General features: G+C 49.3%; 14 protein-coding genes and 2 tRNA genes. 15 read left to right on the forward strand and 1 reads right to left on the reverse strand.

The window, feature by feature from the left end:
* Position 1: 1 nt before the first annotated feature.
* Both CWI83_RS00675 and CWI83_RS00680 read left to right on the forward strand, forming a co-directional pair.
* Positions 2–751 (forward strand): sulfite exporter TauE/SafE family protein, encoded by a 750-nt coding sequence (locus CWI83_RS00675; RefSeq protein ID WP_126824360.1) that lies wholly within the window; start codon positions 2–4, stop codon positions 749–751.
* Between the two features lie 9 nt (positions 752–760).
* Positions 761–1,156, forward strand: coding sequence for a rhodanese-like domain-containing protein (locus tag CWI83_RS00680; RefSeq protein ID WP_126824362.1), 396 nt, complete (start codon positions 761–763; stop codon positions 1,154–1,156).
* Here the strand turns inward: CWI83_RS00680 and rnhA are convergent.
* A complete protein-coding gene (gene rnhA / locus CWI83_RS00685) occupies positions 1,153–1,632 on the reverse strand; it encodes a ribonuclease HI (RefSeq protein ID WP_198677238.1) in 480 nt (159 codons plus the stop codon). The genes CWI83_RS00680 and rnhA overlap by 4 nt on opposite strands.
* Positions 1,633–1,724: 92 nt before the next feature.
* Between rnhA and dnaQ the strand changes: the two genes are divergently transcribed.
* The 13 genes from dnaQ to astE all read left to right on the forward strand — a co-directional run bounded on the left by dnaQ (position 1,725) and on the right by astE (position 21,477).
* Positions 1,725–2,408: a DNA polymerase III subunit epsilon gene (gene dnaQ, locus CWI83_RS00690; protein ID WP_126824367.1), complete on the forward strand. Its 684-nt coding sequence runs from the start codon at positions 1,725–1,727 to the stop codon at positions 2,406–2,408.
* A gap of 116 nt (positions 2,409–2,524) precedes the next feature.
* A tRNA-Asp gene (locus CWI83_RS00695) sits at positions 2,525–2,601 on the forward strand.
* A 23-nt stretch (positions 2,602–2,624) separates the two neighbouring features.
* Positions 2,625–2,701 (forward strand) — tRNA-Asp (locus CWI83_RS00700).
* Between the two features lie 197 nt (positions 2,702–2,898).
* Positions 2,899–5,073: a M3 family metallopeptidase gene (locus CWI83_RS00705; RefSeq protein WP_126824370.1), complete on the forward strand. Its 2,175-nt coding sequence runs from the start codon at positions 2,899–2,901 to the stop codon at positions 5,071–5,073.
* A gap of 142 nt (positions 5,074–5,215) precedes the next feature.
* Positions 5,216–7,444 (forward strand): NADP-dependent isocitrate dehydrogenase, encoded by a 2,229-nt coding sequence (locus CWI83_RS00710; protein ID WP_126824373.1) that lies wholly within the window; start codon positions 5,216–5,218, stop codon positions 7,442–7,444.
* Positions 7,445–7,567: 123 nt separating this feature from the next.
* A complete protein-coding gene (gene dnaE / locus CWI83_RS00715; RefSeq protein WP_126824376.1) occupies positions 7,568–11,074 on the forward strand; it encodes a DNA polymerase III subunit alpha in 3,507 nt (1,168 codons plus the stop codon).
* Complete coding sequence (gene accA / locus CWI83_RS00720) at positions 11,075–12,031, forward strand: acetyl-CoA carboxylase carboxyl transferase subunit alpha (RefSeq protein WP_126824378.1); 957 nt, start codon at positions 11,075–11,077, stop codon at positions 12,029–12,031.
* Positions 12,032–12,041: 10 nt separating this feature from the next.
* Positions 12,042–13,109 carry a tRNA lysidine(34) synthetase TilS gene (gene tilS, locus CWI83_RS00725; protein ID WP_126824381.1) on the forward strand — a complete coding sequence of 356 codons (1,068 nt, stop codon included), beginning with the start codon at positions 12,042–12,044 and terminating at the stop codon, positions 13,107–13,109.
* A 9-nt stretch (positions 13,110–13,118) separates the two neighbouring features.
* On the forward strand, positions 13,119–15,080 hold the full coding sequence (locus tag CWI83_RS00730) for a monovalent cation:proton antiporter family protein (protein WP_126824384.1): 1,962 nt from the start codon (positions 13,119–13,121) through the stop codon (positions 15,078–15,080).
* Positions 15,081–15,226: 146 nt separating this feature from the next.
* The gene (locus CWI83_RS00735) at positions 15,227–16,426 is read left to right on the forward strand and encodes an efflux RND transporter periplasmic adaptor subunit (RefSeq protein ID WP_126824387.1); all 1,200 of its coding nucleotides are present in this window, start codon (positions 15,227–15,229) and stop codon (positions 16,424–16,426) included.
* A gap of 11 nt (positions 16,427–16,437) precedes the next feature.
* A complete protein-coding gene (locus tag CWI83_RS00740) occupies positions 16,438–19,599 on the forward strand; it encodes an efflux RND transporter permease subunit (RefSeq protein ID WP_126824390.1) in 3,162 nt (1,053 codons plus the stop codon).
* A gap of 80 nt (positions 19,600–19,679) precedes the next feature.
* Positions 19,680–20,462 (forward strand): DUF599 domain-containing protein, encoded by a 783-nt coding sequence (locus tag CWI83_RS00745; protein ID WP_241969843.1) that lies wholly within the window; start codon positions 19,680–19,682, stop codon positions 20,460–20,462.
* Positions 20,455–21,477, forward strand: a complete 1,023-nt coding sequence (gene astE / locus CWI83_RS00750) for a succinylglutamate desuccinylase (protein WP_126824393.1) — start codon at positions 20,455–20,457, stop codon at positions 21,475–21,477. The genes CWI83_RS00745 and astE overlap by 8 nt, the downstream gene beginning before the upstream one ends.
* Positions 21,478–21,496: the final 19 nt, after the last annotated feature.

The raw sequence follows: 21,496 nt of genomic DNA on the forward strand, positions 1-21,496 counted from the left end.
CATGGCAGCAATTATAGGCGCACTCATTATTGGCATCAGCTTGGGGCTGTTTGGCTCAGGTGGGTCAATTCTTACTGTTCCGGTGTTGCTCTATTTACTGACCTTCCCGGCCGATGTGGCAATCGCAGCTTCATTATTAATCGTTGGCTTTATCGCACTTGGCGCGACCACACCTAAACTTCGCTCAGGTTTGATTAGTTGGAAGCACGTCGCCTTCTTTGGTATCCCAGGCATGGTTGGTACCTATGCTGGCGCATGGCTTGGTGGGATTCTTGGCGCGACGGTGCAGCTGATTACCTTTGCGGTCCTGATGTTAGTGGCTGCAGTGAGTATGTGGCGCAAGCGTCCGGTTAGTTCGAGTGGCCCAATCGCTATCCAGCCCTTAAAAATTATTCTCGAAGGAACCGTGGTTGGGGTCATTACCGGCTTTGTTGGGGTCGGCGGCGGTTTCTTAATTGTACCGGCCTTGGTGTTATTAGGTGGGTTGGCTATCCAGCAAGCGGTCGCCACCTCGCTGGTGATTATTGCCTTAAAATCTTTTGTCGGCTTCTATAAGTATTATGAGATCCTCGCTGCGCAAGGCGCGGTGTTCGACTGGAATGCCATCTTGATTGTGATTGTTGGCGGCATTGTCGGTAGCTTTGCGGGGAATTCGATTGGCAAACGGATCGCGACGCAAGGTTTGCAGAAAGGGTTTGCAGTGTTTTTAGTATTAATGGCAGTTTTTGTTCTTTGGCAACAACTTAGTTAAGGAGTATCCATGTTAACTTCACAAGAATATTGTGCTCAGGCACGCGCTCAGGTCGAGGAAATCGACGTCCATCAATTACAACAACTTATCGCCACTGGCGTGCGGGTGATCGATGTGCGTGAGCCAGGTGAATACGCAGCGGGCCATATTGCGCAAGCGGTGAGCATTCCGCGTGGCGTATTAGAAATGAAATTAGACCAACACCCAGATGTAGCGGGACAGAGTGATGCGATGCAACAGCTTGCAGCCGAGCCATTGTATTTGATTTGCCGCACCGGCGGTCGCAGTGCGCTTGCTGCCGAGTCATTGCAACGGATGGGTTTTGATAAAGCGAAAGTTATCTCAGTTGCAGGCGGAATGCAGGCTTGGGAAGAAGCCAAATATCCAATGGTTTCAGGCTGCTAAACTGAGCCTTCAAAGCCCGAATCGTCGATTAGATCGTTCCCACTGGCGGCGTTTCGGGCTAATTCATCACAGCGTTCATTTTGCGGATGGCCAGAGTGTCCTTTGACCCACTCCCAAACGACTTCGTGATGACGCGCTTGGGCTTGATCAAGCCGTTGCCATAAATCGACGTTTTTCACAGGTTTTCGATTGGCCGTGCGCCAGCCGTTTACTTTCCATTTTTTGATCCAGCTCTGGATACCTTGACGCATGTAGTCGCTATCTGAAGTTAAGATAATTCGGCAGGGGCGAGTAAGCGTTTCGAGGGCGACAATAGCGGCAAGCATTTCCATCCGATTATTGGTCGTGCAGCGGTAGCCTTGTGCGAGTTCTTTGTGATGCGCACCGTACTCAATCACGACACCATAACCGCCTGGCCCTGGATTTCCCAAGCACGAGCCATCGGTGTAGATGTGAACAGTCTTCTGCTGCATAATACCCTCAAATAACAAACCCTGATTAACGCTTCGCAACGATAAACTAATTCGCTTTAGATTGCGACAGTGGCTGGTTTATGAGGAATAAATTTATGCGTCAAATCGTACTCGATACAGAAACGACTGGATTAGACCCTGCGCAGGGACATCGCATCATTGAAATTGGTGCGGTCGAGGTGATTGGACGCAAATTAACGGGTAACACCTTTCACGTATACATCAATCCCTTGCGAGTGGTTGAGCAAGAGGCCATCGATGTACACGGTATCACCAACGAATTTCTGCAAGATAAGCCGGTCTTCGATGCAATAGTAGATGATTTTATTGCCTTTATTGAAGGGGCCGAGTTGGTCATTCACAATGCCCCATTCGACGTCGGTTTTATGGACCATGAATTTCAGCGCGCAACGCCCAAGCGGGGGCTCACGCGTGATTATTGTACCGTGCTCGACACCTTGCAGTTAGCGCGGGAACAACGCCCCGGGCAGAAGAACAACTTGGATGCCTTGTGTCGAGCTTTTGGCATCGACAACTCTAATCGTCACTTCCATGGCGCTTTGCTCGATGCGGAGCTGCTTGCCGATGTTTATCTGGCCATGACGGGTGGCCAAACTAAGCTCGAATTGGCTGGTGAACAAGCCAAAAACAATACCGAGCAGCGCGGTTGGACAGCGCTTAAGAATAAACCTGCATTGCGAGTGATTCGCGCATCTGCTGAAGAAGAACAAGCTCATGAAGCGCGTTTACAGCAGTTAAAAGAACCGCTTTGGCGCTAAGATTGATTGTTTTTGCGGCAAACGATTCGAAATTCAAAAAAAAAGGTTGACGACAATCGGCTCCGCTCTTAATATGCGCTCCGCAATCGCAGGCAGCAGCCTGCATTGAGAAAGCTGGAACGGTAGTTCAGTTGGTTAGAATACCGGCCTGTCACGCCGGGGGTCGCGGGTTCGAGTCCCGTCCGTTCCGCCACTTTCTCAGCATCGTAAAAATGCGGAACGGTAGTTCAGTTGGTTAGAATACCGGCCTGTCACGCCGGGGGTCGCGGGTTCGAGTCCCGTCCGTTCCGCCATTTCTCTCAAGTTTTAAGCACTCAAGCATACTCCAAACGATAACACCCAAGCGACGCACAAATCAGGCAAACTGCTCGCTTTACGCTGTAAGTTACACTTGAGCCGAGTGTTACCTGCGGTTACATTATCCCACGTACAATTATTTCCGCTATCTGCTATGGTAGTGGGCCAACTAATAGTCATGGAGAACCATCTCATGCGTAAGAGTCTTATCGCAATTGCGATTGGTGCAGCAGTAACAATGACTGCTTGCTCTGATCAACCGGCAACTGAACAAACTCCAGTTGCTGCGCAGCAAGAGGTTGCTGCAACTGAATTTAATCAAAGTAACCCCTTCTATGCTGAGAGCAGCTTACCTTTCCATGCTCCTGATTTTAATACGATCAAGTTTGAACACTACGAGCCAGCAATGCTGGCAGGCCTGGAGCAACACAGTGAAGAAATCGCGGCAATTGCTAACAACCCAGAAGCGCCAACATTAGAGAATACTATTGTTGCAATGGAAAAAAGTGGTGCTTTACTCGGTCGCGTAACCTCAGTGTTTTACAACGTTGCAGGTTCTGCCGGTAACGACCAGACCCGTGCTTTGCAAGGCAAAATGGCGCCATTGTTAGCGCAGCATCGGGACAACATCATGCTCAATCCTGACTTGTTTGCACGAGTTAAAGCAGTGTATGAAGCACGCGATGGTTTGACTGGTGAAGATCTCCGCTTAGTTGAAGAGACCTACACTGATTTCGTTCGCGCTGGTGCTGAACTAGATGAAGCGGCACAAGCTAAAATTCGTGAAGTGAACTCTGAAATTGCCTCACTGACGACTGAATTTCAGCGTAACTTAATGGCTTTAGCCGATGAAAACATGATCGTTGTAGATGATGTTGCTGAGTTGGCTGGTCTGAGTGATGCGCAAATCCAATCATTAGCAAAAGCCGCGACCGCAGCAGGGCACGATGGTAAATATGTGATCAAAATCACCAATACTACGCGTCAACCCATTCTCCAATCACTTGAAAATCGTGAGCTACGTGAAAAAGTTTGGCGTGCATCTGCGTTCCGTGGCACCGGGAACACGGCAACAGATAACCGTCCACTGGTCGCACGTCTTGCTCAACTTCGTGCACAAAAAGCTGATCTCCTTGGTTACCGTAACTGGGGTGACTATGTATTAGAAACCAGCATGGCAGGTGAGCCAGAAGCTGCGCAACAAATGCTGCGTGACTTAGTCCCGGCAGTGGTGAGCAACGTTGAAGCGGAAAAAGCTGCGATTCAAGAGATGATTATCGCTGAAGGCGGTGATTTTGAAGTTCAACCTTGGGACTGGGCTTACTACGCAGAGAAAGTGCGTGCCGACAAATACGCACTTGATTCAAGTGAAGTGAAACAGTATTTCGAATTTAACCGTGTCGTTGAAGATGGTGTGTTCTACGCAATGAACCAGCTCTTTGGTATCACCTTCGAGAAGCGTGACGACATTCCGACCTACGGTGACGACATCTTAGTCTATGAAGTGATGGATGTTGACGGCGAAAGCCTTGGTTTGTTCTACGGTGACTGGTTTAACCGTCCTGGCAAGCGCGGTGGTGCATGGATGAGTTCATTTGTGTCTCAATCACACCTGCTTGGTAATAAGCCGGTTATTTTGAACAACATGAACATCACCAAAGCGCCTGAAGGCGAGCCAACCTTATTGAGCTTTGATGAAGTAAGTACTATGTTCCATGAAATTGGTCACGCCTTGCATGGTCAGTTCTCGGATGTGTACTACCCGTCACTTGCCGGTACTTCGGTATCGCGTGACTACGTGGAGTTCCCATCAACTTTCCAAGAAGATTGGACGTTGAACCCACAAGTCATCGCCAACATGGCGAAACATTACGAGACCGGCGAGCAAATTCCACAAGAGCTCCTTGATAAAGTAATGGCAGCGAAAAACTTCAATATGGGTTACGACACCCTTGAGTATATCGCCTCTGCTTTGTTGGACTTTGAATATCACACGCTGAGCGCTGATGCACCTTTGATCGAAGACGTTGCAGCATTCGAGCAGGCAGCACTTGAGCGTAATGGCGTTGCGGTTGATGCCGTGCCACCACGCTACAAGTCAACCTTCTTTGCTCATGTCTTTGCGGGTGGCTACTCAGCAGGCTATTACGCTTACATGTGGTCTGAAGTATTGGCGGCAGATGCCTTTAAATACGTACAAGATCAAGGTGGCTTAACCCTAGAAAACGGGCAAGCATTCCGGGAAGAAATCTTGTCAAAAGGTAACAGCATTGACACCATGCAGCAGTACATCAACTTCCGCGGCCAAAAGCCGACTGTTGATGCATTACTCGAGCGTCGTGGTTTAACTACGCCAACGATTGACTAAGCGTTAGCGCTGAACTGCAAAAGCCCACCGCATGGTGGGCTTTTTTATACCAATGGGTGACTGGTCTCAGCGCCCCAATCTTGCTATAATTTGCGCACTTTTTTAGCCGTCATTTGAACGAATTTCACCAATAGGAAAGACTATGTCGAACGATTCTTCAAAGATTATTTATACTGAAACAGACGAAGCACCGCGTTTAGCGACGTATTCGTTGTTGCCTATCATCAAAGCCTTTACTGCCGCTGCAGACGTTGCTGTAGAGACACGTGATATCTCACTTGCGGGACGCGTAATTGCAAACTTCCCTGAGTACTTGAAAGAAGAACAGCGCATTGGTGATGCCCTAGCTGAGCTAGGCGAGATGGCCAAAACACCTGAAGCGAATATCATCAAGTTGCCAAACATTTCGGCTTCGATCCCGCAGCTTACTGCATGTATCAAAGAATTGCAGCAGCAGGGTTACGCATTGCCAGATTATCCATTTGAGCCGAAAACTGACGAAGAAAAAGAAATCAAAGCGCGTTATGACAAGATCAAAGGTTCTGCAGTGAACCCTGTCTTGCGTGAGGGGAACTCAGATCGTCGGGCTCCGAGTTCAGTTAAAAATTATGCGAAAAAGAACCCGCACCGTATGGGAGCTTGGAGCAAAGATTCGCAGACGCGTGTTGCGCATATGGACGATGGTGATTTCTACAGCAGTGAACAGTCAACAACCTTTGCTGCAGCTGATAACCTCAAAGTCGTCTTACGCAGCGCAGCTGGCGAGACCGTATTGAAGCAAGATATCGCGGTACAAGCGGGTGAAGTCGTTGATGCAGCGCGGATGAGCGTAGCGCAATTACAAGCATTCTTTGCACGCGAAACCGAAGCGCTGAAAGACAAGCGTGATGTGTTGCTATCGCTGCACTTGAAAGCAACCATGATGAAGGTTTCTGACCCGATCATGTTTGGTCATGCGGTGAAGGTTTACTTTAAGCCGCTATTTGACAAGTATGCAGACTTATTCAAGCAAGTTGGCGTGGATGCGACCAATGGCTTTGGCGATGTTGTTGCCAAGCTCGATCAATTCCCAGCTGATCAGCGTGATGCTTTCTTAGCAGACCTTGATGCACTTTACGCTGAGCAGCCTGAGTTGGCCATGGTGAACTCAGATAAAGGGATCACTAACTTACATGTTCCAAGCGACGTGATTATTGATGCGTCAATGCCTGCGATGATCCGTGATGGCGGTAAAATGTGGGATCGCGAAGGCGGTCAAAAAGATACCGTCGCCATGATTCCAGACCGTTGTTACGCTGGCGTTTACCAAGCGACAATCGATTTCTGTAAAGAGCATGGTGCATTCGATCCGGCGACCATGGGCACGATTCCAAACGTTGGTTTGATGGCACAGAAAGCTGAAGAGTACGGTTCACACGATAAGACCTTCGAAATTGCTGAAGCAGGGACGGTAGTGGTCCTTAACCAAGCCGGTGAAGAAGTCTTTTCACATCAAGTTGAGCAGGGCGATATTTGGCGTATGTGTCAGGTTAAAGACGCACCAATTCGCGACTGGGTCAAACTTGCAGTGACACGTTCACGTCTCAGTGGCATGCCGGCGGTATTCTGGCTAGATGAGAACCGTGCGCACGATGCTCAATTGATTAAAAAAGTGAATACTTATCTGCAAGACCATGACACCTCAGGTCTTGACCTTCGTATTCTGGCGCCGACCGAAGCAACGACCCACTCATTAGAGCGGATGAAGCAAGGTCTAGACACCATTTCTGTCACTGGAAACGTATTGCGTGATTATTTGACTGACTTGTTCCCAATTTTAGAGCTGGGTACGTCGGCGAAAATGCTGTCAATCGTTCCGTTGATGAATGGCGGTGGTCTGTTTGAGACGGGTGCGGGTGGTTCTGCTCCGAAGCACGTGCAGCAGTTTGTTGCGGAAAACTATTTGCGTTGGGATTCGCTCGGTGAATTCCTCGCTTTAGCCGCATCGCTTGAGCATCTTGCTCAGCGTACTGGTAACCAGCGTGCGCAAGTACTTGCGGATACTTTGGACAAGGCGACTGCTAAATTCTTGGATAACAACAAGTCTCCAGCGCGTAAGTTAGGCCAAATTGATAACCGTGGTAGCCATTTCTATCTCGCCATGTACTGGGCTGAAGCTTTGGCGGCACAGAGCGCTGATGCGGCATTGGCTGAACGCTTTGCACCATTGGCTAAAACTATGGCCGAGCGTGAGCAAGAGATTGTTGCTGAGCTCAATGGCGTGCAGGGACATGCCGTTGAAATCGGCGGGTACTATCAGCCTGATGCTGACTTAGTTGATAAGGCAATGCGTCCTTCAGCTATCTTGAATGCAGCGTTGGCAGCGCTTTAATAGCCAAACATAGCACGCACAAGGCAGCTCATCTGAGCTGCCTTTTTTATACCTAAACTTCGCATGACATCAGCACTGGCATACGGCACAATAGTTGCTATCAGGAATTAATAACCAAACTGCATGAGCGACGCGATTAACACCGATAACCCAAGCTTTATTCACCTGCGTGTGCACAGCGATTTTTCAATGATCGATGGGCTCGCCAAAGTTGGACCTTTGTGCGAGGCTGCCGCAGCTAAGCAGATGCCAGCGCTAGCATTGACCGATCAAATGAATATGTGTGGTCTGGTCCGCTTTTATCGCACCGCAGAAAAACTTGGATTAAAGCCGATTATTGGCGCTGACCTTTGGGTTATCGACGCAGAAGAGCCGGATGAGCCGGTGACTCGCCTTACTGCTTTGGCGATGGATAATGATGGCTACCAAGAGCTCACGCAATTGATTAGTAAGGGCTATTTAGCCGGTCATCGGCAAGGCCGTCCTTGTATTGATAAGCAGTGGTTGGCGCAGCATCATCGCGGCTTAATTCTATTAAGTGGCGGGCGCGAGGGTGAGCTTGGGCGTAAATTATTGCAAGGTAAACAAACCGATGCAGAGCAGGCGTTAGAGTTTTACCAGCAGTACTTTAGCGACCGATTTTATCTAGAACTGGCCCGTACTGGACGCCCGCAAGAGGATGATTATATCCATGCCGCAGTTGCGTTTGCTGCAGAGCATGACCTGCCAGTCGTGGCAACCAATGAAGTGGTGTTCCTCGAAGAGGATAATTTCTATGCACATGAGGTGCGCGTTGCGGTTGCTGATGGCTATACCCTTGATGATAAGCGTCGACCCAAAAAATACGCGGCGCAGCAATACCTGAAAAGCCCTACCGAAATGGCGGAGCTCTTTGCGGATATTCCAGAAGCGCTTGCCAATACCGTCGAAATTGCCAAACGTTGTAACGTAACCGTTCGTCTTGACCACTACGTGTTACCGGAATTCCCCACCGGAGGGATGACGGCTGAAGAGTTTTTGGTGAAGAAATCAGAAGAGGGGCTCGAGCGTCGCCTCATCGACTTATTCCCAGACCCAGTTGAGCGTGCTGAGCGTCGTAAAGAGTATGATGAACGGCTCGCAACTGAACTCGAAGTGATCAATCAAATGGGTTTCCCGGGCTATTTCTTGATCGTCATGGAGTTTATTCAGTGGTCAAAAGACAACGGCATTCCGGTCGGTCCAGGGCGGGGCTCGGGCGCAGGTTCATTGGTGGCCTACGCGCTACAAATCACCGATCTCGATCCACTCGAGTTGGATTTGCTATTTGAGCGATTCCTCAACCCAGAGCGGGTATCAATGCCCGATTTCGATATCGATTTCTGTATGGATCGGCGCGATGAGGTGATTGACCATGTTGCCGAACTTTATGGTCGCGAGGCGGTATCGCAGATTATTACCTTCGGTACCATGGCGGCAAAAGCTGCCATTCGTGATGTGGGGCGTGTGCTCGGGCACCCCTATGGCTTTGTCGATAAAATCACTAAACTCGTCCCTGGCGATCCGGGAATGACCCTAGAGAAAGCCTTCGAAATTGAACCGCGTCTGGTTGAAATGTATGAGCAAGATGAGGATGTGCGAGATCTTATTGATATGGCACGTACCTTGGAAGGCGTCACCCGTAATGCCGGTAAGCATGCGGGTGGGGTGGTCATTGCACCGACGAAAATAACTGATTTCTCGCCCTTGTATTGTGATGATGAAGGCAAACATCCGGTGACCCAATTCGACAAAAATGATGTCGAAGCGGCAGGCTTAGTGAAGTTTGACTTTCTTGGCTTGAGAACCCTGACCATTATCGAGTGGGCGCTCGAAATGGTGAATCAACGACGTCAACGCAATGGCGAAGAGCCGATTGATATCAATCGCATTCCACTGGATGACAAAGCCAGTTTTGAACTGCTCAAAAAGGCCCAAACGACCGCAGTATTTCAGCTTGAATCACGCGGTATGAAAGAGCTGATCAAAAAGCTCTTACCGGATCGTTTTGAAGATATTATTGCACTGGTCGCGCTGTTCCGTCCCGGACCATTGCAGTCGGGGATGGTAGATAACTTTATCGATCGGAAGCATGGTCGCGAAGAGCTGTCTTATCCCGATAAAGATTATCAACATGAGAGTTTGATTCCGATTCTGCAGCCGACTTATGGGGTGATTCTTTACCAAGAGCAGGTGATGCAAATTGCCCAGGTGCTCGCTGGCTACTCACTCGGTGGCGCTGACCTATTGCGGCGTGCGATGGGTAAGAAAAAGCCCGAAGAAATGGCCAAACAACGGGCTGTATTTGAGGCTGGCGCTAAAGAAAATGGAATCGACCCTGAGCTTGCGATTAAAATTTTCGATCTAGTTGAGAAGTTCGCTGGTTATGGTTTTAACAAATCGCACTCAGCAGCTTACGCTTTAGTTTCGTATCAAACCTTATGGATGAAAACGCACTTCCCGGCCGAGTTTATGGCGGCAGTGATGAGTGCCGATATGGACAATACCGACAAGATCGTCACCCTTGTTGATGAATGTGAAAATATGGGGCTGACCCTGTTGCCGCCTGATGTGAATAGTGGCCGCTACAAGTTCACAGTCGATGCGCAAGGCCGGGTGGTTTATGGCATCGGTGCAATCAAGGGTGTGGGTGAGGGTCCGATTGAAGCGATTCTCGCGGCGCGTGAAGAAGGCGGTCCATTCACTGACTTATTTGATTTCTGTTGTCGTGTGGATTTAAAGAAATTAAACCGTCGGGTGATGGAGCGTTTGATCCGTGCCGGGGCGATGGATTCGCTTGGACCACATCGAGCGAGCATGATGGCAACGCTAGAAAAGGCCATGAAGCAGGCAGAGCAGCATGCGCGCGCTGAAGAAATTGGCCAAAGTGATTTATTTGGCGTGTTGGTGACGCCATCTGCTGAGGCGGAATCGATTGAACATGAATTCGTAAACGTCCCCAAATGGTCAGAAGCACACTGGCTTGAAGGTGAACGGGAGACGCTCGGGCTCTATCTGACTGGGCATCCGGTCAATCGTTATCGTAGCGAGCTTAAACATTATGCCGCCGGCACCTTGAGTGAAGTCCAGCCAACGGGGCGCGATCAAGTAACAACTGTTGCTGGTTTGGTCATCGATGTGCGCACCTTGGTGAACAAAAAGGGACAACGTTGGGCCATCGTGACGCTTGATGACAAGACTGCCCGCTTGGATGTGCGGTTTTTTGCGCAAACCTACGAGAACTTCCAGCATTTACTCGAAAAAGACCAAATTCTTTGGATTAAAGGAGAGGTCAGCTTTGATGATTACTCGGGGGGCAATACAATGTCCGCTCGCGAGGTGAAAACTATCATTGAAGCGCGTGAACAGTATGCCAAAGCATTATTACTGAAGGTTCGCCCGGAACAACTTGAGGGAAAGGGTGTTGCGCAGTTACGCAATATCATTGAACCGTACCGTCAGGGGACAACCCCCCTGCATTTATGCTATGTTCACAATGATTATCATGGCACCTTTGCCGCGGGTACAGACTGGTATGTGACCCCGTCGGATGAATTAATTCATGAGTTGGAAGTCCAACTTGGCAAGAATCACGTTGCATTGGAATTTTAAATGAGTCTGCAATTTTTAGATTTTGAACAACCAATCGCTGAACTCCAAGCACAAATTGAAGAGTTAAAAGCGGTTGGGGCAAAAGGTAACTTTGATATTTCGATCGAAGAAGAAATTGCGCGCTTGCAAGAAAAGCGCGAAGAGCTGGTCGAGAAGATTTTTGGTGACCTTGGTGCGTGGCAAGTTGCCCAGTTGGCCCGCCACCCATTGCGCCCGTATACCTTGGATTATATCGAGCATATGTTTACCGATTTTGACGAATTTGCAGGCGATCGTGCCTTTGCAAACGATCACGCGATTGTCGGTGGAACAGCGCGTCTTGATGGTAAGCCAGTGATGATTATTGGTCATCAAAAAGGGCGTGAAACGAAAGAAAAGATCTTACGTAATTTCGGTATGCCAAAACCTGAAGGCTATCGCAAAGCACTGCGCCTGATGGAAATGGCTGAGCGCTTCAAAATGCCAGTGATTACCTTTATTGATACACCTGGTGCATACCCTGGCATCGGTGCCGAAGAACGGGGCCAATCAGAAGCTATCGCGCGTAACTTGAAAGTGATGTCACGTTTGAGCGTCCCTGTAATTTGTACCGTGATTGGAGAAGGTGGCTCAGGTGGCGCGTTAGCTATCGGTGTCGGCAACCGGGTTAATATGCTGCAATATTCGACTTACTCGGTGATTTCACCAGAGGGCTGTGCTTCAATTCTTTGGAAAAGTGCCGAGAAAGCCCCGCTTGCTGCCGAAGCGATGGGGGTGACGGCCGATAAATCACTTGAGCTTGGCCTGATTGATAAAATCATCCCAGAACCTATTGGCGGAGCGCATCGTGCCCACGAACAAATGGCCGCGAGTTTGAAACAACAGTTGCTTGCCGATTTGGCCGAGTTAGAGAGCCTGGACGGCAAAGGTTTAATCGACCAGCGTTATCAAAAACTTATGTCATTTGGGTATTGCTAGGGAGCTTGCGGTGGCCACAGCGCTGTCAACGGAAACCTCTGAGTCAGTCGATTTATATGATGTTTTTGAGCAATCGCTGGCGCAGTTTGCGGCCACCCCGAAACAACTCTTCATTGCCTGTCTAGGTGGCGGGGCTGATTCTCAAACGATTCTTGATTTATTGGATCGCTATCGGCAGGCAAATCCCTGCGCTCGCTTCTTGGCGATTCACTTAGACCATCAGTTCCATCCAGATTCAGGCGCATGGGCAGCCAGCCTCGAGGCTGACTGTGCTAGGCGCCAATTTCCATATTATGGTGAAGTGATTGAGGTTGCTGTGAATGCGCGCGCGAGTAAAGAGGCGCAGGGGCGCGAGCATCGCTATCAACGGCTGCGTGAACTAGCGCTTGAATATAATATGCGTTGGGGCTGTAGCGAACCCCCAGTTCTTCTGCTCGGTCAGCATCGCAACGACCAAATCGAAACCTTTCTGTTACAGCTAAAACGCGGTGCGGGTCCACGCGGTCTGGCCGCCATGGCAAGCCGCAGAGAAGACATTCAAGCAACGACTCCAATTCACTTTGTGAGACCCCTGTTGCAGGTCAGCAAAGCGCAAATCTATGCCTATGCGAAGCAGTTTCAACTGCACTGGGTTGAGGACGAGACCAATTATGATCGCAGTATCGACCGCAACTATTTTCGCCATGAAGTTATTCCTCTGATCGAGCAACGCTGGCCGCATTTCGGTGATGCCGTACTCCGCAGTGCGCGGCTGTGTGCTGAGCAGCAACAGTTACTGGATGAATTGCTGGCTCGCGATGTCGCTGAGCATATTGATGCAAGTGGCGCACTTGCGATTGGTTGGCTGGAGCAAGCCTCTGCCACGATGCAACGAGCCGTGCTGCGATATTGGTTGCAGCAGCTTGGCACAGCAATGCCATCCTATGCGCAACTTGAGCAACTTCGCGAGCAAATGCTCGCCAGCGAAAATGATCGTAAGCCAGTGGTAAGCTGGGGGAACTTTCAAGTGGAGCGAATTAATCAACCACGGAAAAACCGTCGCCTCGTTGTAACTCAGCTGGAAGCGACTAAAGCATAAGGGAAAATTATGAACAGCACCTTTCTTGATGTCCTCTTAATGCTCGCGATTGCGGTGGTGCTGGTGTGGCTATTTCGGCGCGCAAAGTTGCCAGCAATTCTTGCTTATTTAACCGCAGGAATCATCGCCGGTCCGGATGTAACGGGCTGGATAGCTGACCCACAAGAGTATCACTTTATTGCGGAATTAGGGGTGGTACTGCTGCTGTTCGGGCTTGGACTGGAATTCTCTTTACCCAAAATGATTGCCATGCGGCGCTTGGTATTTGGGCTTGGTCTTGGGCAAGTCGTGTTATGCACCGCATTATTTGCCGGTCTAGCTTGGCTCATTTTGCCCAATTGGAGCGCTGCCGTGGTTATCGGTGGCATTTTAGCGCTGAGCTCTACGGCTGTGGTGATCAAGCAGTTAGGTGAGTCGTCGCAGTTAACCTCACGGCGCGGGCAGATGACAGTTGCAGTGCTGCTATTTCAAGATATCGCGGTTGTCCCTATGCTGATTATCATTCCGCTACTCGCAACCAGCGGAGACGTCGCAATTTGGCAATCACTTGGCTACGCGTTGCTCAAGGGCGCTGCAGTTGTGGTGGTCTTGATGGCAATTGGGAAGTGGATTCTGCCCCATCTGTTCCGAGAAATTGCAAAACTACGTACCGACGAGCTGTTTGTCCTCGCAACCTTATTGGTCGCCTTAGTCGCCGGCGGGCTGACGCATGTGTTCGGTTTAAGTATGGCACTCGGTGCATTTTTGGCCGGGATGATGTTAGGCGAGAGCAAGTACAAGCACCAATTGGAAGCAGATATCCGACCATTTCGCGATATTCTGATGGGGCTCTTTTTTATCACGATTGGGATGCAACTCGACCTAACGGTCGTCAGCTCAAACATCCATTGGGTGCTGCTTGGCTTAATCGGTATTGGTTTAATCAAAATGCTGGTCATTCGAACGCTGGCGGTGAGCATGGGCGAGCGTAATAAAGATTCCTGGGTGGCTGGTTTAAATCTCTTTCAAATGGGAGAGTTTGGCTTCGTTTTAGTCAGCTTGGCACTAAGTGTACAGCTATTACCTGCTGACATTGCCTCGATTTTAGTGGGCATTGGCGTGATTGGGATGGCGCTTACTCCGCTGGTTATTCAGCGCAGTGATGAATTAGTGATGCGCTTCATTAAAGCCACCAATGACGCCATACAAGCTCCACAAACAAGTGCCCCAGAGCAGGGTAAACCAATACTAGTGTTGGGTTTTGGCCGGGTTGGGCAAACCATTAGTCGCTTCTTGCAAAACGAAGAGCTCGCGCATCTTGCTATCGATCATGACCCAAAACGCGTGCAAGAAGCGCTCGCGGGTGGCGCTCCGGTGTTTTTTGGTGATGCCGGCCGCCGCGATATTTTAAAAGCCGTCCATGCCGAGCAAGCTGAATTGATTATTATTAGCTTCGCTGATGACCCACGCTCAGTAGAGGTATTACGAGCACTGCGCAGTATCAATGAAAGCGCGACCATTCTGGTGCGGAGTAAAGATGATACTCGACTTGATCAGTTGATGGCTGCTGGTGCCACGCAAGTTATTCCCGACACGCTAGAGGCGAGTCTGATGTTGGTGTCACAAGTATTGAGTCGAACCGGCGTGCCAATTCGGAAAATTTTGGCCCGAATTGATGCGGCTCGGCGCTCACATTACGGTGAAATGCATGGCTTTTTCCCTGGTGAAAGTACCGATATGGCGCCTGAAAAACTGGAACGTTTACAATTCCTCCATGCAGTTGTTATCCACGATAATGCTTTTGCCTGTGGTCAGAAACTCAAAGATATTCGCCTTGATGAACTTGATTGCGTGATTAAATCTGTGCGCCGTGACGATACTGAATTGAAAGAGGTCAGTGGTGATTTTGAGTTAGCTGCAAACGATGTGGTGTTGCTGAGTGGGGGCCCGCGAGCTGTTGAAGCGGCTGAAAGCTATCTGTTAAATGGTTAATCTGCATGCTTTTTGCACATGAGTTTGTAACGCTCTGTTACAACTCATGTGATCTAACTCACAGACTGCAACATATTGGTGCTAACGTTTCGGCGCAACATCATCCATAATATCGTTAACTTAATTTAATTTTGGATCGCTGACTTATGGCTTTGAAAAAACGAGCTCTGCTCCCTCCATTGATTATTCTCTCAGCTATTTTGATTGTCGTAGTGTTGTCGGCATTAAAACCAGAACCACCTAAACGCTCGAATGCGCGACCACCGGCCTTGGTTGATGTATTAGAGGTGTATCCTCAAGACCAACAATATGTGGTCGCTGGCCAAGGTAATGTCATGCCTAAGCGGATGACGACGCTGAATGCGCAAGTTTCAGGGCAAGTGATTGAAGTCTCGGATAAATATGTAAACGGTGGCTTTTTCAAGCAGGGCGAAACCTTGATTCAGATCGATCCATCGGATTATCGGGTTGCCGTGCAAAGTGCCGAGGCATCACTTGCGCAAGCGCGTGCTGCGTTAGCTGAGGAAAGTGCGCGGGCTAAAGTCGCCAAAGAAGAATGGGAATCGTTGCAGTTGGGCGAAATTCCCGCCCTTGGTATTCGTGAGCCACAAGTCGCCAGCGCTTTAGCTGCGGTGAAGTCAGCTGAAGCAGCGTTAGCAAAGGCGAAGCGCGATCTCGAACGAACCGCGATTAAGGCACCATTCGCTGGGATTCTACAAAACAAAAATGCCGAGTTAGGGCAGTTCATCACTATGAACACTCAAGTTGGCCAACTATTAGGAACCGATGTCGCTGAGGTGCGTGTGCCACTGAGTGATCGCGACCTCGCGTATTTATACTTGCCTGAGCAATTTGATCAAATCTCGCAAACTCCAGAGGTCATGCTGTACTCAAATGTGGCAGGTGAAGCGCAGCGTTGGCGCGGTCACTTAACTCGTAGCGAGGGGATTCTCGATAGTAACAGTCGCGTGATTTATGGGGTTGTTGAAGTTATCGATCCATACAACCTTGCAAGTGAGCAACATGCCACACCACTGCGCTTTGGCCGCTTTGTGCAATTAGATATCGAAGGCATTGTTGCGAAGGGTGTTTATGAAGTGCCACGTTATGCGCAATTTTCAAATGGGAACGTTTGGGTGGTCAACGATGCACGTGAACTTGAAGCTCGTGAAGTCGTGATTGATCGAGCTGAAGAGAATACGCTGTATATTAGTGAAGGCTTGCAACCGGGCGACAAAGTGGTGTTGACGCAGCTTGTCAACGCACTTCCAGGTCAAAAAGTTCGACTCGCAACCGACCCGGTCCCAGCACAAGCTGAGCTGCCGAATAACCCGAATGAAGGTTAAGGGAAAGCGCTATGGAACAAGTTCGTGAAAAAGGCTTAATTGCTTGGTGGGCGAATAATCGGGTTGCCGCCAACTTACTTATGCTGATTATTATTGTCAGTGGGATCATGGCGATTTCGCAAGTGCGGAAGCAAATGTTCCCGGAAATTGAATTGAATATGATCAGTATTCAAGTGCCCTTCCCAGGAGCCGCCCCACAAGAGGTTGAGCAGGGCGTTGTTATTCCAATCGAGGATGCCCTCGAAGACGTTGATGGCATAGATAAAATGACCTCGCGGGCAAGCGAGAGTAGTGCTTCGATCACCATCGAGGTCGACCCAGACTATGACCTGCAAGTGGTGATGGATGAGGTGAAAATGTTGGTGGATGCGATCCCGAACCTGCCAGAGCAGATCGAGAATCCTAATATTTATCGAACCCGTCCGCAGCGTGAAGTGATTTGGCTAAGTATCTTCGGGGACGTTGATGAGCGTGCCCAAAAAGAACTCGCGAAAGAAATTCGAGATGATCTTAAAGGGGTCGCTGGAATCACCAAAGTGGAAGTTGTCGGCTCGCGCGACTATGAAATTGCGATCGAAATTTCTGAAGAAGATTTGCAGCGCTATAACCTCACCTTCCAGCAAATTGTTAACGCGGTGCGCGGCACGTCAATTGACGTCGCTGGCGGATCCATTCGTACGCCAAATGGTGACATTCTGCTGCGTGCCAACAACCAAGCTTATGTTGGTGAAGAGTTTGAACAAATCGTGCTGGTCAACCGCCCGGATGGGACGCGTTTGACGCTTGGTGATATCGCCACAGTGCAAGATGGCTTTATCGAGCGTCGTCGCTTCACCCAATTTGATGGCAAGCCGGCAACCTTTGTGCGCGTTAACTCGGTGGGTGATCAGAATGATTTAGCGGTTGCCGCTGCCGTTAAGAGCTATATTGATCGCAAAAATAAAGAACTCCCTGATGCAGTCAAATTGAACTATTGGGGTGACTCATCCTATTACCTGCAAGGTCGTCTTGATTTGATGATCGACAACATGATTTTTGGCGGCATCTTAGTCTTCATCATGCTCAGTTTATTCTTGCAGTTACGCCTCGCGTTTTGGGTCATGATTGGTATTCCGATTTGTTTCCTCGGAACCATCGCGTTGATGCCGCTCCCGATGTTCGACCTATCGATCAATATGATTAGTTTGTTTGGTTTTATATTGGTGCTCGGGATAGTGGTCGATGATGCCATAGTGATAGGAGAAAGTGCTTATTCCGAAATCGAAAAGCATGGCAAGACCGTTGATAACGTAGTGCGTGGGGCGAAGCGCGTGGCGATGCCAGCAACCTTTGGGGTATTGACCACTATGGTGGCCTTCATCCCGATGTTAATGGTCGAAGGCGGCATGAGCGGTATCTGGGAATCGATCGCTTGGGTCGTTATCCTTTGCTTAGCGTTCTCATTGGTTGAGTCGAAATTGATTTTGCCAGCGCACATTGCCGGGATGAAATTCTCCCGTGACGGCGGTGAAAACCTTAATAAGTTCCAGCGTGTACGGAATAAGATTTCCGACAGTCTTAAAGTATTTGTTGATAAGTACTATTCGCCTTTCTTGAAAAAGTGTTTGCACTATCGCTACACCACGTTGGCGAGTTTTATCGCGCTATTCATCTTGATGATTGGTTTGATAACTGGTGGTGTTGTTCGCTCGGTATTCTTCCCGAACATTCCAAGTGACTTTATTCGTGCCAATATTGAAATGCAACCAGGCTCATCAGAAGAGCAAACGATTCGCGTTTTACAGCAAGTCGAAGAAGCTTTAATGCGTGCCGATGCTGAAATTGCTGAGCGCGAAGGTGATGGCGTGGTCCGTCATACTAATGTGTGGATGAGTGGCGCTGCCGGCGGCACCATTTTCTCCGAGCTCAAAAAGGGCGAAGAGCGCGAAATAGACGGTTTTGAAATCATCAATCTGTGGCGTGAGATGACCCCAGAAATCGCTGGCGTGAAGAACATGAACTTCCAAGGCAGCATAGGCCAAGGAGGCGGCTTTGATGTCGAGTTCCAGCTAACCGGTGATAATTTGGATGAATTAGCCGCAGCTGCTCGTGAACTGCGTGGTCGGATGGCTGAATTTGCTGGGGTATTCGATGTTGAAGATACCTTCGGTGAGGGTAATGAAGAAATTGTCCTTGAACTGAAGCCGCTGGCAAATGCCATGGGTATTACCTTGGCGGAACTTGCAACGCAAGTGCGCTATGCGTTTTACGGTGCCGAGGCGCAGCGGATCCAACGCATTGATGAAGAAGTCAAAGTCATGGTGCGCTATCCGTTGGATGAACGCCGTTCAGTCGGTAATCTCGAGGAAATGAAATTGCGTACTGCTGATGGTGCCATGATTCCGTTCACTGAACTGGCTGAGGTGCGCTTTGCTGAAGGCTACAATACTATCACCCGGATCAACCGAGACCGTTCGGTGAATGTTCGTGCCCGTGTTGATAAAGATAATGTTGAGCCATTCGCGATTGTGCGCCAGGTACAGCAAGACATCTTGCCGGATATTCTCAATCAATATCCGTCAGTAGCAGCGCAACTTGAAGGGGCGTCACAAGACCAAGCGGAAGCGGAATCTTCGTTGGCGATTGGCTTTATGCTCGCGTTGTTCGCGATTTATGCCTTGATGGCGATTCCGCTGAAATCGTACAGTCAACCATTGATCATTATGTCAGTGATTCCATTTGGAATTATCGGGGCAGTGGTGGGCCATTGGATTTTAGGTATGCCGATTTCGATTCTATCGCTGTTCGGTATCATTGCTTTGGCTGGGGTTGTGGTGAACGATAGCTTGGTTATGGTTGATTACGTTAACCGGGCGCGAGCTGAAGGAACTGCGCTGCGGGTTGCTGTGGCTGAAGCGGGAGCGCGACGTTTCCGGGCGATTATTTTGACCTCGTTGACAACTTTCTTCGGTCTCCTACCGATCGTGCTTGAGAAATCGCTGCAGGCGAAAATTGTGTTGCCAATGGCTATTTCACTTGCCTTCGGTATTTTGTTCGCAACCGTGATCACCTTAGTGCTGATCCCGTGTCTATATATCATTTTGAATGATTTGCGTCGCGGCGTTCGCACCATGCTGTCATGGTATGGGCTGATGGCACCGCCACCGCCGAAAAATGAGTCAAACCTGTCATAATTTGTTAAACTACTGAGAGTAAACTCGACTTACAGACGCGATCACCTTTGGTCGCGTCTTTGTATCGGCAGGGCTCAGTTATGATGACACTCTCATTGCTCGATATTATTGCGCTGGCATTCTTTGTCATATCATGGTTCAGCTATGCGCAATTTGCTCGCTTACGGGCGCGTACAACGCATAGTTTGTCGAATATCCTCCGCCAGTTGCGGGTGGACTGGATGATGACCCTGACCCGCAAAGAACATCAAATTGCCGATGCTGCACTGCTTGGAAACGTGGAGCGCACGGTGACATTTTTTGCGTCGACCACGATTCTGGTATTAGCCGGTGTGCTCACTTTACTCGCATCGGCTGATAAAGCAGTTGAAGTGCTGCAATCGATTCCATTCACCGCGGATACCGCCACTGAAAAAGTTCAGCTGAAATTGTCGTTGTTGTCGCTGATTTTTGTCTTCGCTTTCTTTAAGTTCACTTGGGCGATTCGCCAGTTTGGCTTTGTATCTGTGCTAATGGGCGCTGCGCCGCAGTATCGTTCAACAGAATACAGTGATGAGGAGCGCGAGCGCTTTGCTCGGCATACTGCAAAAGTTCTTGATCAAGCGGGTCATGAGTACAACAACGGCTTACGCGCATACTATTTCGCTCTCGCTTTCTTGCTCTGGTTTATTCATCCGTATGCTTTTATTGCAGCCACGACCATGGTGATTCTGGTGTTATATCGGCGTGAATATCGTGCCCGAGTATTGCGCGCGTTACTCTCAACTAAGGGCTTGGAGCCGGGACCTATCACCGTTGCTCAGGAGAGCGACGCCGCTGTAGAGAGCGCAGAAGAAGTGAAGGATAGAAAAGCAAATGATTGATTTTGATGTATTGGATTGGACGCTCACCATTGATCAGGAAGATGCTAACCCACAACCCGATATTCAACATCCTTCGTTGAATATCACTTGTCATGATTTTGGGGTGCTCGAGATCAGCCCTAAAGATAAGGATAGTGAGGGGAATAAAGCCATTGTGCTGAGTTGTGCGGTGCATGGGAATGAAACCGCTCCGATTGAGCTTTTGAATCGCATGCTAAGCGATATCTTTAACGATCGCTTGCAGGTGCGCCAACCGACCTTATTTTTGTTCGCTAATCCCTGGTCGATTATGGCTGGCGAGCGCTTTGTCGAAACTAATATGAATCGTTTGTTTAGTGGAGCGCATAAAAAAGGAAGCAGCAAGGAGCATCAGCGCGCAGCCGAGCTTGAAGGCTATGTACGCAAGTTTTTTGAGCAATATCCGCAAAAAGAGCGCATCCATTACGACTTACATACGGCGATTCGCGATTCGCAACATGAAAAATTTGCGGTCTATCCATTTCAACATGGGCGCCCATACAGTAAGGCGCAACTGACGTTTTTGGCGGAATGTGGGATCGAAGCAATTTTGCTTAATCAAGCGCCCACCACAACCTTTAGCTATTTCAGTGTTTCGCAATTTGCCGCACATGGCTTTACCGTTGAACTCGGTAAGGTGCGTCCGTTTGGGCAAAATGATATGAGCCGCTTCAGCGCGGTCGACCGGTGTTTACGCGAGCTGGTCTCGCAAGCGTCACTCGACCTACCTGAATTTAACCCCAAACGGCACAAGGTTTACGACGTCTGCAGGGTAATTAACCGCACCCAGCAGCAATTTCGGCTCAATTTTCCCGATGATGTTGCTAATTTTACCGAGTTTAAAGTTGGTGAGTTGTTAGCCTGTGACGGTGATACTGAGTATCGGGTTGAGCAAGCCGGTGAGCGCATTGTATTCCCTAATGCCAAGGTCGAGATTGGCCAAAGAGCATTACTCATGGTGGCTCCACTTGAGGTGGAGCAGTTGCCATTAGCGTAATTAGAAATGTCCGCAGCAC

This window comes from Pseudidiomarina taiwanensis, assembly GCF_003987435.1.
Lineage (GTDB): Bacteria > Pseudomonadota > Gammaproteobacteria > Enterobacterales > Alteromonadaceae > Pseudidiomarina > Pseudidiomarina taiwanensis.